Below are 16311 nucleotides of genomic sequence, written 5' to 3'. Positions count from 1 at the left end.
GTTGAGACGCTTTCGCTATTTCAATACAAATTGAGTTTCACTATACCCATCGCGTGATTTGTTAACTTCTAAAACTGCTGGAATGGCTGTTTTCAGTTCTTGCACATGTGATATAACACCGATGGTTCGGCCTGACCGTTGCAAATCAATTAGCGTGTCAATTGCTTTGTTTAATGACTCATCATCAAGCGAGCCAAATCCTTCATCAATAAACATCGTTTCAATAGACACGCCACCTTGGAAGCTCTGAATGACGTCAGACATCCCTAAGGCAAGACATAATGATGCGTTAAACTTCTCTCCACCCGATAACGTTTTGACGTCTCGGTCCTGTCCAGTATAGACATCATAAACATCAAGCCCTAAGCCACTTTGACGACCTCTCGCTTCTTGACGATCACTTCTTTTAAGATAAAACTGTCCGTTTGAAAGCCTTTTTAACCGTTCGTTGGCCGCATCTACAATTTGTTCTAGGTACTCAATTTGTAAATAACGTTCAAATGAGATTTTGCTATTATTTTGGCCTCTAACGACATCGTATAAATCTTGAATTCTATTAAGCGCTTTTTCCTGTTCATCAACCTGTTTTCCTGCTTCAATAACACGTTCTTTTAAACTAACAACATCTTGTTGATACTGAACAGTAGCGTTATATTGCTGCAAGGCTAATTCATAACCTTTTTGTGCTTCATTTACTTTGTTTTCAAAGCCCTCTATATCAACGCGTTCTTTTTCAGACAGCCAGTCACGTAACTCGCTAATTCTCGATTGAACCGTAGCTTGTTGCTGTTTAAATGATTCAATACGGTCCTTCATGGCCTTGCGTTCTTCTTCAGTCCTTTTGGCATTGCGATAGTCAGTTTCATTTGTAAAACCACTTTGCTCTAAAGCCTGGTTAAAGGTCTGTTCTGCATTCTTTAATTTAGTTTGTGACTCTTCTAAATAATACGTTGCATTCTGCTCATGTGTACTAGCTTTTGCAATGGTTTCACGAGCTTGATTTAGATTCTTTTGAGCTTCATCCCATGCTTGATGTAGCTTCTCTTTAGTCGCCTCAGCTTCTTTTAATTGACGAACTAACTCACCTGGTTCCCGAACTTCTTTGGGAACAGACTCTAGTAAATGTTCATAGGTCGTTTTAATGCGTTCAAGCTCTAACTTCTTGGTGTCCTGCTGCTGACGAATATTCTCTCGATCAGCTTCTACCTGTTTCAATTCATAAGACAATTCATTCAATTGTTCTCTTTTTGTTTTGAGCTCTTTAGATCGTTCACTTAATCGATCTACTTCTTCTCTTAACTTCTTGCCACGTTCAACTAATTGATGATAAACCGTTTCTGCCTCTTCAGGTTTTATATCATATGTTTTTAGTGCCTCAGCTCTTTCGTTCACTTGACTCTCTTTGGCTTTTAATTTGGCTACGATTTCTGTATAAGACTGATAAGCTTGATCGTACTGTAATTTTGCTTGATCTAATTCTTCTTTTGTTGGTGTATGAATCGCTATTTCGGCTTTATGTGGATGTTCAGTACTTCCGCAGACAGGGCAAGGTTCTCCTTCGTGAAGATGTTCTGCAAGTAAACCAGCTTGACCATTAACCCACGCTTGTTCTTTTTGCTCAAAAGCCTGTTTTGTTTGTTTATAGACTTTTTCCTCTGATTGTAAGTTGCTCTTAATTTGTTCAAGCTCTTTCTTAACTTGCATATAGGATTTAGCCTCTTTACATTGATCACGCAGTAGCTGCAGACTCTCTTGTTTGGTTGATAAATGGTCAACCGCTTCTGTTGATTCACGAATGTAAGTTTCTAGTTTATTATGATCTTCTTGCTTGTTGGTAAGTTGTTTTTCAATCGTTTGAAAGCGAGCTTGAAGTTCCTTAACTTGCCGCTCAGCCTCATCAACTGTTTTCTTCTTCGCCTTAAGATCTTCTACTTTAGGCTTTATTTCTGTTAATCGATCAACTAACTGGCTGACTTGTTCGCGTTCAGTTTGTTTGCTTTCTTCTAGTTTATATTGAGATTCGGCTCGTGTAAGTGCCTCGTTTGCTGTTTTTAATGCTTGCTCTGCATCTGCCTTCGTTCGTTTTTTCTGTTCTGCATCTTGTCTGAGCTCTTTTACATAAGATTCTTTTACCTCAATCTGACTAGCGCGCTCGCTTTTTTCTAATAAAACTTGAACGTGATCGATCTCAGATTTTTGAGCTTCAAGTTCAGTCTGTTTTTGCTCAAAATGGGCAAGTTCTTCAAACTTTTCATTTAACGCTTTTGCTGCTTGATACTGATCCTGAACATCTTGAGCATGTTTTTGCGCCTGACCTTTTTTCTTTAATGTCTTATCGACCTGATGACTATAATACTCAGCTTCTTCCCCTAATGCTTCAACTAGTTGATTTATATTAAAATGCTCTTGAGACAGCACATTCACAAGCTTAGAATCTTCACGCTCTGGTAATTTCGAACGGATCTCAGCTACGTAATGATCTCTCATTTGCTCAATACGCGAAAACTCTTCTTCTGCTTCTTTTCGTTTATTGTTAAGACGTTCGGTGATTTCTTGATAAGGATACGTTTGAAAAATACGTCTTAAAATCTCTTCTTTATTTTCAGTTTTGGACGTCAGTAGTTTTCTAAATTCACCTTGCGGAAGCATCACGATCTGGGAGAACTGATCTTTCGTTAAACCAACAATCTCTTCTACTTTTTGATCAATTTCAGATTTCATCTGGCGGTCAACACAAGGTGTTTCACCACTGTCATCTATTTGATAGAATTCATACTTTTCCCCTGTGGCCGTTTTATTACCTTTTTTTACATGGCCAAGCTGACGTAACACGCGGTACTGTTTACCGTTTAGTTCAAAAACAAGCTCTACACTTGTGTGTAGATCGTCATCCGCAAAGTCACTTCTTAACATTTTAAAATCTTGGCGGTCTTCACCACTTGCTGAACCGTACAAGGCAAAACAAATCCCGTCAAAAATCGTTGTTTTCCCTGCTCCAGTTTTTCCAGAAATAACGAATAAACGATTTTCTTCTAAGTTTGTAAAATCGACAACTTCACGATCTTTGTATGGTCCAAAAGCAGTCATCGTTAATTTTACCGGCTTCATTAACAGTCCTCCCTTACTTCGTGAGTGCCTCTCGTTCTTTTTTAAGTACATCATCTAGTACTTCTTTGAAAACCTCTTCTGTTTCCTCACTCGGCTCTTCTCCCTTTACTTCTTCATAAAACGCTTTAAACAGCTCAAGGTCACTCTTCTTATGACGTTCAGCTTTTTTCTCTGTTGATCCCGGATTATTAGGACTTAATAAAAGTTTGCGCTCAACATGCATCGCATTTGGATAAACTGAGCGAATTTTTTCCATTGGATACAATACAGGCGTTTCATCTAAAAGCCGCACAAATACATAGTCTTCACTTACTTCGTGAGTCAAGAGCTCGTCCATCGTTCCTTCAATAGTACGCATATCACGTCGCGGTTTAAGCTCACGCTTTTCAACAGTCGTTGAGCCATCAGCTTCAAGGTCAACGATTAAAAAGCCTTTTCGGTGGTTTTCTTCTGAGACCGAGTATTTTAAAGGAGAGCCTGAATAACGTATTGTTTCATTTCCAACATGGTGGGCTTGGTGTAAATGACCCAATGCTGTGTAATGAAATTTTTCAAAATGCTTAGCATTAACATGTTCGGCACCACCAATGGAAAGCGGCCGTTCAGAATCACTCGTATTATCTTCTGGTTTCCCAAAAGGCGTAACGAATTGGTGGCCGATGAAGACATGCCTCGCATCTTCGTCCATATTGGCTTTAATTTCTGTGACAATACGCTTCGTCGCTTCATCGTGACTTCGAACATCATCATCTTCGAAGAGATGCCTAACCACACTTGGATCGACGTAAGGAATAAGATGGAAATACACCTCACCATGTTCATCCGATTTAATGACTGGTTCGAGTTTCGGCGTAAGTTGACCAATGATATGTAGACCGTTATCTCTCATGATTTTAGATCCAAAATCCAACCGCCCTGGGCTATCATGGTTACCAGCGATAGCTAAGACTGGAATGCCTATGTCAATGACGATTTCCTTTAAGATATCATCTAACAAATTGACCGCATCCGTTGGTGGTACGGCACGATCATAAAGGTCTCCAGCAATAATGACCACATCCGGTTGTTCCTCACGCACAGCTTCAACAAACTGCGATAACACATACTTTTGATCCTCAGTCATATAAACTCCTTGAACGAGTTTTCCTAAGTGCCAATCAGCAGTGTGGAATAGTTTCACGATCCTCATCCCTTTCTATTAATCTAATATCTATTTTAACATGTGATGAGTGGTAGCTATATGAGAAAAATCTGGCTACCATAGTCATTCATTTTAGTTCAGCGCCTCGGCCTTAGTAGATTCATAAATATTTGGGACATTAAATTCCGTTTATGGGACATTCAGGCCAAAATATGAGACGTTCAACACAAAAAAATCCTCGAGTCACTACTCGAGGATTTCATATTTTAGCTAGCTTTAGCTGTCGATGTGTGTGTCTGTCTTTTTGATTTAAATAATTGAAACCCAATTAAGCCAGCGAATAATACTAATGCCACAACATCAGTCGCAACGTTATTTTGGATAAACATCACCGCGATCGCAACTGCCACGATTCGCTCAATCCAGTGATAATTAGTAATAAACCAATTCTGAATAAATGAAGCGAATGCGACCATACCAATCATCGCTGTGGCAATGGCCCATATAACTTCTAGCCAGCCAGCATCTGTAATTAATAGAATGGTTGGATTCATCGTAAATACAAATGGTAATAATAAGGCTGCTGAGTCGTATTTAAAGCCTTGAACCCCCGTTCGTACTGGACCAGCCTTCGCAATTCCTGCCGTCGCATAAGCTGGCAAGTTAATCGGAGGTGTATCATCTGCTAACACACCATAATAAAGCACGAATAAGTGTGCAACAATTACTGGTACATCCATGTCAATTAACACTGGCGCAACCACTGCAGCTAATACAACATAAGTAGCCGTCGTCGGTAAACCTAAGCCTAGTAATAAACATGCAAACACTGTCAAAATTAAAGCAAAATACAATTCTGTGTTTGCCGTTTGCATAAATGCTGGTACCATTGCGGCTAAGTCAGATGAAAAACCGACAACGATTCGCGTGAATTTGGTCGATAATCCAGACGTTGTAATGACACCAATGAGAATCCCTGCAGTCGCACAGGCAACAACAATAGATAACGAGTTACGTGCAGCCAGTTCAAATCCTGATAAAATTTGGCGTATGCCATATCTGACAGGTGCTGATTCAACCTTGAATTTTTTCTGACCAAGCGCAAAAATTAGTGCGACCAATATACCAATCAACACCATTGGCGCTATTTGGTCTTTCCAGCGAATCGTTTCAGAACTAAAGAAACTAGTACCGAATAGATCATTTAAATTATATAGACCTAAATTTAACAGCTTTACAACGTAGTGGAATGTATATGCTATTCCAAGCAAAATTGCTGCAAATACTAATGAACGGCCCATGCTTTCTTTAAAACGATGCGCAAATAATGCTATGACAAGTAAAATCGTAATAGAATAGAAAGCTGAGTTGTTAACTGATACGCGCTCGATCACTAGGAAATATAACAATACAAAAATCGGAATTAATAAGTAGCCTTGCTGCATAAGCAAGCGGCGACCTTTAGCTAATTCACTTCGGTCCATTCCTTTGATCCCATTTTTCGATGCTTCAAAGTGTACCATAAATAAAATCCCAATATAACATAAAATAGCTGGAATGAGCGCACTTTGAATAATCTCATAATAAGGGATGCTTGTTAGCTCCACCATAATAAATGCCGCTGCACCCATAATTGGTGGTAAAAACTGTCCACTAGATGAAGCTGCGACTTCAACCCCACCTGCAACATGCGGTTTGAACCCTACTTTCTTCATTAGCGGAATGGTAAAAGTACCGGTTGTAACTGCATTTGCAGTGGAACTACCTGAAATACTTCCCATCATACCACTAGCCATAACACTCGCTTTAGCGGGTCCACCTTTGAAACGTCCAAATGCGCGTAATGCTAAATCAATAAACATTTTACCAGCGCCTGTTGATTCTAATAAGGCACCGAATAAAATAAAGATAAACACAAACTGTGCAGATGCATAAATAGGTGTTCCAAAAATTCCGTTATTACGGTATGTAATCTCGTAAATAAAACGTTCAAAATCTCCTCGTGAATGATAGAATTGACCTGGCATATATTCGCCTAAGAAGAAATACGCAACAAATATTAAAGCAATAATCACAAGTGGATATCCAACAACTCGGCGCGTTGCTTCAAGGACTAATAGAATTAGAGTTAATCCTATGAAAACCTCATAACCGGTTGGGTCACCTGACATTATTGAAGATGCATCTTGACGCTGAATTATAAAGAGACCAACATATAGTGAAAATGCTGATAAAGCAATGTCATAGATTGGTATCTTCTTTTGCCCTAACTTTCTTTTAATAGGAAAAGCCATGAAAATTAACACTAATGCTAAAGTTAAATGAAAAATTAAGAAGGTTTTAGAACCGATCCCAGGTAAACCAAAGCCAGCGACATACAAGTGAAAAGCTGACATAAATACAGCGACTACTAATAAGGATAAAGCCCAAAAACCGCTTAGTACACGGTCACTTCCTTCTAACTCGCTAATCATTTGCTGTTGTTGTTTGTCATCCATGTCAAACCCCTCTCGTCCATAAAAAATTTATTTTATGCCATCAAATTAGAATAGCATCTTCAGCTGATCCCACAAGGTGGCATTTTGTATTTCTACTAATATTTGTGTCTCAGAATAAGGAGGTTCTGAAAATGTTATTGTTTGATCTTTAAATTTAAAAGTATGAGGATAAAGATGAGATGGCTGAAATTTAAGTTCCCCGCCAAATACAGGTCTGTTTAAATTTTTAATGACAAAAAAGCCATCCTTCATTTCAACATCGCCTTTATCTTCATATGGCAACCCAGCGCCAAATGACTTCGTCCAACTTTCCATCGTTAAAATTCTCCAATCACCACTAATTTTAAATTTTTCTATAACTGGAGATTTTTCAACTGAATGAATATAGCGATGCGAAAACCAATCACCACGATCAACTTGTTCTTGCCACAAAATATGACCTGTTTGAAGGTCTTCAATAACTAACTTTTTGCCCGATTGAATGGTAAGTAATAACACAACAGTTGTTACGGCAATAATCGTTATTAACCAATATTTTTTCTTAAAAAAGGCATTGCTTAGACGCAATGCCTTTTGGTTGTCGTGTTCAGTTGAACGATTACTCTTGCTCATTTAGGTATTTCTCTGCTCCTGGGTGTAAGTCAATTGACATACCGTCTTGAGCCGTTTCAACTGTTAATTCTTTTCCACGTTCGTGTGCTTCCTCGATATCACCTTTGTTTTCGAAAATAGCTTTAACCATTTCATAAACTTGATCTTCAGGAAGATCGTTGCTTGCGATTAACATCGCTTGAACGGCTACAGTAGTAGCTGTGCTGTCAAAGTTTTCATAACTGTCAGCACTAATTTCTTGCTTAGCATAGTAAGGATATTCATCCATTAACTGTTTGATTTTATCTTCATTAATGCTTACTAGACGAATATCAGTTGTAGCACTTAACTCTTGAATGCTTGCAGTCGGTGTACCTGATGTTACAAAGGCAGCATCAATGTTACCATCTTGTAAGTTAGTTGATGCATCACCGAATCCCATATGTTCTGCACTGATATCATCGAATGTAATGTCGTGAGCACCTAGAATTTGCTCAGCATTAGCCTCAGTACCAGAACCAACGTCCCCTACTGCTACACGCTTACCAACTAAATCTTCTACTGTTTCAATACCACTATCAGCAGTTGTTACAATTTGAATGGTTTCAGGATAGATGGTGAATACACCACTATAACCATCCTTTACTTCTTCAAACATTTTAGATCCTTCTTGTGCATAGAAAGCGGTATCATTCTGGACTAAAGCTAAATCCGCTTCACCAGCAGAGATATCATTAATGTTGACAACAGAAGCTCCACTTACAAGCGCGTTAACTGTTACACCATCAACATTATTTGTAACCACATCAGCCATTGCTGTACCTAGCGGGAAGTATGTACCTGCTTCACCACCAGTTAGAAACGTAACGTTTTCAACCCAGTCACTTCCACCAGATTCTCCGCCACTTTCTCCTTCGCTACCACCTTCACTACCGCCACCACAAGCAGCAAGAAGCATGCCTAGCGATAAAAAGATTACTAGAATTAAACTAAACTTTTTCACAAACATTACCCCCTTAATGTATTTTGTTTGGAAAATTTATCATACCATAATTGTACTCTAAAACAAACGACAATGTCTAGTAACCTTCTAGAAAATGTAAGCATTAACTAGACATAGCTTCAATAGGATTTTCAGACAGATCTAATGACTATTTTGATAGAAAACTAACATATCTTGCCATGCTCCGTTTTCCTTTGTAAACTCTTTCCGTTTACACTCCAACTGATAGCCTACCCTGTGAGCAAGCCTAACCGATGGGGTATTTTCAGGATTTATATGTAATTCAATTCTATGAAACTCAAGATCATTTAGAACTGCTTCTGTAAACGCTTTGACGCATTCTGTCCCGTACCCACGACTCCAATATTGATTGTTAATAGAGTAACCAATCATTCCCCATTGATAATCGTGCCTTAGAATCGTTACTAATTCGACCTTTCCGATTGCTGCCCCATCCAACTTGCGAAATACTCCTAAGATATACATCTCATCATTTTTAGCTTTTTCTTCAAAGCCTGAAATCCACTTAGAAAACCACTTTCGTGTAAACCTCGACATATCTCTTGGTCTTCCTTCATCAAACTTATATTGTGAAGGCTTCCGCCCATTAAACCCTTGCCACCATTGTTCATAATCTGCCTTACAATAAGGTCTTATGATTAAGCGTTTTGTACTAATTTCCCATTTAGTGGGATCCACCATAACCATCACCCATTACGCCCTCATTTTTTTCTAGCCTTACAATCCATTACGGCAAAGTTGACTACAATCTCATATTCTGGATTATTGATAACGTCAGCTCTCATCCTGTCTAAACCTTTTTTGTAATGTTCATCATGAATTAAAGTAAGTACTGATATATCTCTATTCTCCGCATAAAACAGGTAATCCTTAACCTTTATCTTAAGCATTTGATAATGTGTATTAATTTCTACTTTGAACCCTTTATCCTCCAACATATTAAAGAGATGATTTTGAGTCCAAAACCTCTTTAAATCTTCATTAAATGCTTCAGGAAAATAGTGATAAACCCACCATTCTTTCATGTCATGAATAGAGATATTATGCATCTTAAAAATCCCAAACCGTTTTAATACACGCTCAATTTCATCTAAAGCTTTGTCTTTGTCGCAATAATGATGAAACGCGTAGTTATTCACAATATAATCAAAGGATTCATGATTATAAGGCAGCTCTTCAGCAGAACCTAAACGAAGATCTACTCCACTTACTCTATTTTGAGCTTGATTTAACATATCTATTGATTTGTCTAAACCATGCCAATGAATCGATTCAGTCTGAAGTAAACTCATTTGCTTTTCTAAGTACAAACCTGTTCCACAGGACAAGTCCAAAACATTCAGTTCAGCATTTGTACTAATTAGATTCATTAAATCTTGGTCTACATCTAACTCATCCAGTCTAAATGGATTCTGATCGTATTGTTTAGCCACCTTTGAGAAATCAGTTATTTTCATCAGCGACCCTCCTACCATATTAATTCTGTTCATTACAATTATTCCCTTCAATCTAAAGTAGGAATTTTTAGAATTTAGTTGCGAAATTAATTTTTATTATTTATAATACATATAAATTAATTAGAAAGACGTGAACTGTAGGCCAATGGATTAATCTCTATCTTACTCAATTGGTAAAAGTATGTATGCTTGACCCTCAGCAATTATTTGTTAAGGGTAAGTTCGTCATGCTTTTATCTTTGTGTAGGATAGGGGTCTTTTTATGCTCTCCTATCCTTTAATTCTAGGGGTAGGCTTTTTTTATGCCTATCCTATCTAACCAAGATAGGAGTGTTTATATGTTATTTCATTTAAAAGATTTGAATTACGAACTTATGGACCGAACATTATTTCAAATAGATGAGTTATCTATTCAAAAAAATGATCGAATTGGCCTTATTGGACACAACGGTTCTGGTAAAACAACTTTATTAAAAATCTTAAAAGGAGAATTGAAGCCTACTGACGGCTCGATTACTCGTTACGGTTCCATAGCATACCTTCCCCAACTAAAGCCTAAACAAGAAACTAAAAGCGGCGGCGAAATTACTCAAGAGTGGATTAAACTTATTTTCTCTTTAAATAAAGATTTACTATTACTTGATGAGCCCACGACTCACTTAGATCAACAAAATATTCAGGAACTAGAAGCTAAACTGAAAGACTCTCGTTACTCTTTTGTCATAGTTTCCCATGACAGAGAGTTTCTAGATCAGTTATGCACCAAGATATGGGAGATTGAAGAAGGGAAAATCAAAGAATACAGGGGAAACTATTCCGATTATGAAGAACAAAAGCAAAAACACCTTCAACATTATGAAAAAGAATATGAAAAGTATATAAATAAGAAAAAACAGCTTGAAAATGCTTTAAAAGCCAAGAAACAAAAGGCAAAACGAGCAACTAATAAACCAAAGAAAGTTTCTAAATCAGAAGCTAAAATAACCGGGGCAAAACCTTATTTTGCGAAGAAACAAAAAAAGCTTAATCAAGGTGCGAAAGCAATGCAATCTAGAATCGATCAACTTGACAAGGTAGAAAAAATAAAAGAATTACCTCCAATTCAGATGGAATTAGCTGCTGCCATTCCTGCAACAAATAAAACTCTAATAAGTTGCCAACAATTAGATGGTTCAATTGGAGATAAAACACTATGGGACTCTCCAGTAACTTTTAACGTTCATAATGGAGAAAAAATTGCCTTAATTGGTCCAAATGGGACTGGTAAAACAACATTAATTCATAAACTCTTGAATGACGAACATGTTCAAAGGTCACCTCAATTAAAAGTAGGTTATTTTGCCCAACAACTAGAGCATTTAAATGTAAACCAATCGATATTAGATAGTTGTAAAGAAAGTTCTTCACAAAGTGAAACTTTAATACGTACAGTTCTTGCACGTTTAGGATTCAGACGTGATTCAGTTCATAAGAAAATTAACATACTAAGTGGCGGAGAGCGTGTTAAAGTAGCTTTAGCCAAAATTTTCGTCAGTGATGTTAATACTCTTATTCTAGATGAACCTACCAATTTTCTAGATATTGAGGCCTTAATAGCATTAGAGAATTTACTTAAAGAATATCCCGGAACAATTCTATTCGTCTCACACGACCGGAGACTAGTTGAAAATGTTGCTGAAAAGAGCGTCATCTTTCATAATCAGAAAGTTTATATTCAAGCTGGAACAGAAAAGGACTTTTGGGCATCCCAAGACCAATCAAATACCGATGAACAGCTATTATTGATTGAAACTCGAATTAGCGAAGTTTTAAGTCAATTAAGTATATCTCCCAAAGAAGAACTTGAAGAAGAATTTGAACGGTTACTAAAAATCAAAAACGATCTAAAACAGAATAAGTAGACCCCTACTATAGTCCTGTCATACTTCCATTCATTACTGAATAATGTGTATGGAGGACAACTTCAGAAGGGAGACAGCTTATGGATCAGCGACTATTTTACGGTTTTCTGGCTGCATTTGGATTTATGTTCATACCCGTGCGTACTGATTTATTAGAAGGGTTAGCTAATTTCCTAGACACTTTGCTTTACGTTGTAGGACTAGTTGGCTCAGTGGTGTTTGGTGCGATCTTAGTCTGGAATGCATTTAGAAACTTAAAAAGTGCCACAAAGTAACCTAAATGTCCTCGTTTATTTAATAAACGGGGTCTTTTTTTATGGCAGTTCAAAAGCTCGGCATTTAATACCGATCTTAATTAAGTCTAGTAAACGACCACCTGATTTCTTCCTTGATCCTTCGCCTTATATAAAGCTGCATCCGCTTGTTCAAACAACTCATTATCGGTTATATTCGCATTTTCTGAATAACTAATCCCTACACTGATTGTTAACTCCCCTTGTGATACTCCTGGCACTTTTAGCTTCAACACCCTTTCTCTTAAATTATTGGCGGATTGTTCAATTGCCTGTAACGTTTCACCTCGGCAAATAGCAACAAACTCCTCACCGCCATAACGAGCAACAAAGTGGCTGTGTTCAGAGAAATGCTGGTTCAGTAATTCGGCGAATATTTTTAGACAAGCATCACCCATTTGATGTCCGTACTGATCATTAATTTTTTTGAATAAGTCTAGATCAATTAACATGAGCGATATCGATTCGTTATTTTGTTTTGCTTCAGCCAAATCTTTTTCTAACACATTCGCAAAAGAGCGCCTGTTTGGAATATGTGTGAGTTCATCAAGGTAGGAAATCTTCTTTAAGAAACGATTCTTCTCAACCAATTCTTTTTGGGATTGTTTAAGCTCAGCCGTTCTTGCATGAACCTTCTCCTCTAACTGAGTATTTAAAGCTTTTAGCTCATTTGAAGACTGTTTGTATTGCTCAACAGTTCTTCCATGCTGAATGGCTAATATGACGGTCTGAATGAACAAGTAGAATAAAAACCCGATTGATAAGATTGGTTCAGTTGCAATCCATTCATTGTAATAAAAGACATCGTTGGCAGCTGTCATTAGTAAAACGAACAAACCGATAATATTAATAAATGAGTATGCTTCATTAGCTCGATAAGCCTGCCAAACCACTTTAAAAATATAAACAAATCCAACCACTAACGTTAATTGGAAAAGCAATAAATAATGAGTGTATACGTAGCTTGGCGTCAGCAATATAACAAAAGAAACTGCCAACACACCTATAAAATATATACGAGTAAACGTCGTATTCGCTTGCTTTGGATACATGAATGAAATTACATACGAAAACAATGGTAACAACCATATGAAGGATAAATACTCTAATTTCATAGACCATTCCCAAGAAAAATTGGGAAAGAAATAAAAGATTAATTTGTCACCTTCCAAAAGCAACCGAACAATTACAATGAGCACAAGCAGTGAGAAAAATAGATGATATCGTTCTTTCCGCTGAATTAAATATGAGAAGATATAATACAAAAATAAAATTATTAAACTACCACAAACAATTAAGGCTAAACTTCGGTCAAGCATGAAGGACCTTGAAATTTCATCATGCTTCCCTATTAATATTTCTTGTGATAAACCACCCGTACGTAAATAATGGTTGGATACTTGAATGGTCAAGGTAACCATTCGTTCATTTGATGTGAAATCCAGCATATGAGCGCGTTTAGCTGGAATGGTTGATGCACGGTCTAAGTCAACCTTACCTTCTTCCACCATCAATTCATCATTAATCCAAACTTTATAAGCGTGGCCTAAATTCGGTATGTATAGTGACAATAACTCTCCGACAAGATCTGGAGGGAGATTAAAATCAGTTTGATACGTGCCAAAATCATATTCTTTTGTAGAATGAGGGACATCTATTAATCGAACATCAAATCCGCCAAAAACCGATGCTTGGGGACCTACTAGTTGGTTAGGGTAATACATCCATTGGCCATTTAGTGGAACCATATCTTCTGTTGAGAGAGCACTGGTTAAATTAAACTGACCACCAAAGCCTCGCACCTCATCATCTTCACTCATGACAGACCAAAACCAACCAAATAAAACTAAAATTGCTGGTATAACAAGCCACTTAGCCTGCTTCATTTAAGCACACCCTTTAACTGTCTGTTTATAGTACTATTTTACCATAATTACAAAATATTCTTAACAGAAATCAAATACCCTCATTTTATTACAATTAACAATTTTTAAAAGTATATTCCCATTTTTTTCTGACCACATTGTTATTGAGGTGATCAAATGTTAATGTTAGTTGTCTTACAATTAGTACTCATCGGTGTTTTAATGTGGTTTTTAAGAAAAGAACAAAAAGATAAGGATGCTAATGCGGCACGAAAAATTGAACAAAGTGAAGAAATAAAGAAAACCATAGCGATGGGCTTAGCTTATCGATTTAATTATCCCAGGTCGCGAAATGAAGATGACGAAATTGTATTTGAAGGCGGCACGGATTTATTTTTAAAACAAACCCCTTTAGAATTTGAAGACTTTGTCGCGCGGATTTTGAAAAAACACCTTGGCGGTAACATTTACACGACTCCCGAAAGTGATGATCATGGCATTGATTTTGAACATTATTTAGAAGGTGAGTTATATTTGGGGCAAGTTAATGTTTTTAAAGATAATATAGGAGCAGGCCCTATTGCCGTGCTTCACTCAAACATGATTAAAAGCGGCGCAAAAGGAGGCTATGTGATTACAACCAGTGGATTTACGGATTCCGCTCGAGAATACGCAAGTGAATTAGATATTGAGCTTATTGATGGAACGACCTTAGTTAACTACTGGCTTGATACGATGGATTCACATGTTTACGAAACAGATGGAGAATTAGCTTAATTAAAAACTCACCATAAGTTATGGTGAGTCAAATTACATATAGTGAAATTTAGCTTCAATTCTAGCTTTTATATCCATTTGACCAGGCTCAATCGGCGTTCCTCCACCAGATTCAGCTAATGCAAACGTTTGATAAGTAATCGGTGAATCACTTGATAACTCCACAACTTTAACAGGAACTAAATCAAGATCTGTATTCATAGCTTCTGCCAACGTTTCCGCTTTCCCCACTGCATCCTCTAATGCACGTGTTAATGCTAATTGATAAAAGACTTCTGGGTGACTAACAGAGAACTGAATATCTATTACTCGATTTGCCCCAGCCTCCACTGCTGAATCAATTACTTGGCCAACACTGCCTATTTCATCAATCGTTACACTTAGCATATGTGAAACTTGGTAACCTCTGAATTGCTGCACACCTTCAACATAGTCATATAGTGGCTGAATGGAATAGTCGACTGTTTGAATTTCTTCTCTTGGAATTCCTTCATTCATCAGAGCTTGAATAACCTGATTGATAAAATCAGCATTTTGGCGCTGAGCGACTGACAAATTCTCATCCTCAGTCACAACTCCAAGAACCACTTGTGCAACGTTCGGCTCTGTTGTAACAACCCCTTCTCCCATTACAGCTAGTATACGTTCGTCATGTCTTTCCTGTTCTACCATAATAATGGACCACCTAACTTTATAAAAGTTCTTTCATACTATTTCATGCCAAATTAGTTAGGTGTGTGACGATTTTACTTTAAGACAACGTCTGTTGAATTCGATCAAGTTCTTGAGCGATAATAATGATTTGCAATAGATTAACAACAAATCCCGAATAAAATATTGATTTCCACCATTTTTTCTCCTTCACCTTTACTTCATAGAACATTAGAATCGCAGACATTGTAATGACAAAGAATGCTAGAAAATATTTTAGCTTCAAACCATTTATCGTTTTTGCCACATAATTCGCAACTCTAGGATTAGGTTCATCTTTAAAGTCTTTAGTAATTATTTCATCTGTTTGTCCTAGCCAATTATACTTAATAACTGTCAATTCATAATGCTCCTTAGATATTACATCATAGCCATTTGGCATAAATGAATAATTGTAAACTAGTACATAACATAAGCCCAAAAGGCCAATTGTAATTAGAAAAAAAGATATAACTGTTTTTAATTTCGGTTTCCATTCAACTGTCTTTGCATTCAAAATATCACTCCGAATCATCAAAAAATTCCATATGCTGTTTTTCATTCCTGTAATACTCTAATCGATCATTTAAATCCCCTGTGTGGAACTCAAACTTATGACCATCGAGATCAGTAAAATATATAGACTTTTTATCTTTTGGATCTCGAGCACGACCCATCAGTATATTGACACCTAGATCTTCTAATCTTTTTATTGCCTCTTCAAAACCTTCGTCTTCTATAGAAAAAGCTATATGCGTATACGAATGATCAATCTCTTTTCGCGGAATATCTTTTTCTTCATTGAGAGCGATCCACATGCCATTTAAATCAAAATAAGCCGTTGTTCTCCCCTTAACTAACAACTTAGCCCCAAATACGTTTTCGTAAAATGTAATTGATTTTTCTAAATTTGATACGGAAAATAATAAATGGTTTAGACCTTTGATGTTCAAGAAAATCACCTCA

14 protein-coding genes are annotated in these 16311 nt (G+C 37.0%); 3 read left to right on the top strand and 11 right to left on the bottom strand.

What is annotated here, in order from left to right:
* Positions 1 to 15: 15 nt before the first annotated feature.
* From ACFSW4_RS03030 to ACFSW4_RS03000, 7 genes are all read right to left on the bottom strand, one after another.
* Complete coding sequence (locus ACFSW4_RS03030) at positions 16 to 3108, bottom strand: AAA family ATPase (protein WP_377327365.1); 3093 nt, start codon at positions 3106 to 3108, stop codon at positions 16 to 18.
* 13 nt (positions 3109 to 3121) lie between these two features.
* Positions 3122 to 4288, bottom strand: coding sequence for an exonuclease SbcCD subunit D (locus ACFSW4_RS03025; protein WP_054752174.1), 1167 nt, complete (start codon positions 4286 to 4288; stop codon positions 3122 to 3124).
* Between the two features lie 227 nt (positions 4289 to 4515).
* Positions 4516 to 6747: a TRAP transporter permease gene (locus tag ACFSW4_RS03020; protein ID WP_377327363.1), complete on the bottom strand. Its 2232-nt coding sequence runs from the start codon at positions 6745 to 6747 to the stop codon at positions 4516 to 4518.
* A gap of 45 nt (positions 6748 to 6792) precedes the next feature.
* Complete coding sequence (locus ACFSW4_RS03015; RefSeq protein ID WP_377327361.1) at positions 6793 to 7359, bottom strand: DUF1850 domain-containing protein; 567 nt, start codon at positions 7357 to 7359, stop codon at positions 6793 to 6795.
* Positions 7346 to 8347 (bottom strand): TAXI family TRAP transporter solute-binding subunit, encoded by a 1002-nt coding sequence (locus ACFSW4_RS03010; protein WP_377327359.1) that lies wholly within the window; start codon positions 8345 to 8347, stop codon positions 7346 to 7348. The genes ACFSW4_RS03015 and ACFSW4_RS03010 overlap by 14 nt, the downstream gene beginning before the upstream one ends.
* A 135-nt stretch (positions 8348 to 8482) precedes the next feature.
* A complete protein-coding gene (locus tag ACFSW4_RS03005; RefSeq protein WP_054752271.1) occupies positions 8483 to 9043 on the bottom strand; it encodes a GNAT family N-acetyltransferase in 561 nt (186 codons plus the stop codon).
* A 20-nt stretch (positions 9044 to 9063) separates the two neighbouring features.
* The gene (locus ACFSW4_RS03000) at positions 9064 to 9819 is read right to left on the bottom strand and encodes a class I SAM-dependent methyltransferase (protein ID WP_377327357.1); all 756 of its coding nucleotides are present in this window, start codon (positions 9817 to 9819) and stop codon (positions 9064 to 9066) included.
* A gap of 338 nt (positions 9820 to 10157) precedes the next feature.
* Here ACFSW4_RS03000 and abc-f point away from each other — a divergent pair, with 338 nt between their 5' ends.
* Together abc-f and ACFSW4_RS02990 are read left to right on the top strand one after the other, a co-directional pair.
* Positions 10158 to 11720 carry a ribosomal protection-like ABC-F family protein gene (gene abc-f / locus ACFSW4_RS02995; protein WP_377327355.1) on the top strand — a complete coding sequence of 521 codons (1563 nt, stop codon included), beginning with the start codon at positions 10158 to 10160 and terminating at the stop codon, positions 11718 to 11720.
* An 80-nt stretch (positions 11721 to 11800) separates the two neighbouring features.
* The gene (locus tag ACFSW4_RS02990; RefSeq protein ID WP_054752178.1) at positions 11801 to 11995 is read left to right on the top strand and encodes a hypothetical protein; all 195 of its coding nucleotides are present in this window, start codon (positions 11801 to 11803) and stop codon (positions 11993 to 11995) included.
* Positions 11996 to 12081: 86 nt separating this feature from the next.
* On the opposite strand, the gene ACFSW4_RS02985 is transcribed toward ACFSW4_RS02990, so the two are convergent.
* Entirely contained in the window at positions 12082 to 13899 is a 1818-nt protein-coding gene (locus tag ACFSW4_RS02985; RefSeq protein ID WP_377327353.1) for a diguanylate cyclase, read from the bottom strand.
* Between the two features lie 156 nt (positions 13900 to 14055).
* Here ACFSW4_RS02985 and ACFSW4_RS02980 point away from each other — a divergent pair, with 156 nt between their 5' ends.
* Positions 14056 to 14655: a restriction endonuclease gene (locus ACFSW4_RS02980; RefSeq protein WP_279401329.1), complete on the top strand. Its 600-nt coding sequence runs from the start codon at positions 14056 to 14058 to the stop codon at positions 14653 to 14655.
* Between the two features lie 33 nt (positions 14656 to 14688).
* Here the strand turns inward: ACFSW4_RS02980 and ACFSW4_RS02975 are convergent, their stop codons facing one another.
* The 3 genes from ACFSW4_RS02975 to fosB form a co-directional block, all read right to left on the bottom strand.
* A complete protein-coding gene (locus tag ACFSW4_RS02975; protein WP_054752187.1) occupies positions 14689 to 15327 on the bottom strand; it encodes an SIMPL domain-containing protein in 639 nt (212 codons plus the stop codon).
* A gap of 79 nt (positions 15328 to 15406) precedes the next feature.
* Positions 15407 to 15862, bottom strand: coding sequence for a hypothetical protein (locus ACFSW4_RS02970; RefSeq protein WP_054752189.1), 456 nt, complete (start codon positions 15860 to 15862; stop codon positions 15407 to 15409).
* Between the two features lie 4 nt (positions 15863 to 15866).
* The gene (fosB, locus tag ACFSW4_RS02965) at positions 15867 to 16298 is read right to left on the bottom strand and encodes a metallothiol transferase FosB (RefSeq protein ID WP_377327351.1); all 432 of its coding nucleotides are present in this window, start codon (positions 16296 to 16298) and stop codon (positions 15867 to 15869) included.
* Positions 16299 to 16311 lie beyond the last annotated feature (13 nt).

The organism is Piscibacillus salipiscarius (genome assembly GCF_042685285.1).
Taxonomy (GTDB): domain Bacteria; phylum Bacillota; class Bacilli; order Bacillales; family Alkalibacillaceae; genus Piscibacillus; species Piscibacillus salipiscarius.
This window is presented reverse-complemented; position numbering and strand designations above follow the sequence as displayed.

Bases quoted from the DNA above. Each gene is read 5' to 3' on its own strand.
- ACFSW4_RS03000 (WP_377327357.1), bottom strand. From the start codon at position 9,819: ATGAAAATAACTGATTTCTCAAAGGTGGCTAAACAATACGATCAGAAT.
- ACFSW4_RS02980 (WP_279401329.1), top strand. From the start codon at position 14,056: ATGTTAATGTTAGTTGTCTTACAATTAGTACTCATCGGTGTTTTAATG.
- ACFSW4_RS03015 (WP_377327361.1), bottom strand. From the start codon at position 7,359: ATGAGCAAGAGTAATCGTTCAACTGAACACGACAACCAAAAGGCATTG.
- ACFSW4_RS02990 (WP_054752178.1), top strand. From the start codon at position 11,801: ATGGATCAGCGACTATTTTACGGTTTTCTGGCTGCATTTGGATTTATG.
- ACFSW4_RS03030 (WP_377327365.1), bottom strand. From the start codon at position 3,108: ATGAAGCCGGTAAAATTAACGATGACTGCTTTTGGACCATACAAAGAT.
- ACFSW4_RS03005 (WP_054752271.1), bottom strand. From the start codon at position 9,043: ATGGTGGATCCCACTAAATGGGAAATTAGTACAAAACGCTTAATCATA.
- ACFSW4_RS02975 (WP_054752187.1), bottom strand. From the start codon at position 15,327: ATGGTAGAACAGGAAAGACATGACGAACGTATACTAGCTGTAATGGGA.
- ACFSW4_RS03010 (WP_377327359.1), bottom strand. From the start codon at position 8,347: ATGTTTGTGAAAAAGTTTAGTTTAATTCTAGTAATCTTTTTATCGCTA.
- abc-f (WP_377327355.1), top strand. From the start codon at position 10,158: ATGTTATTTCATTTAAAAGATTTGAATTACGAACTTATGGACCGAACA.
- ACFSW4_RS03020 (WP_377327363.1), bottom strand. From the start codon at position 6,747: ATGGATGACAAACAACAACAGCAAATGATTAGCGAGTTAGAAGGAAGT.
- ACFSW4_RS02985 (WP_377327353.1), bottom strand. From the start codon at position 13,899: ATGAAGCAGGCTAAGTGGCTTGTTATACCAGCAATTTTAGTTTTATTT.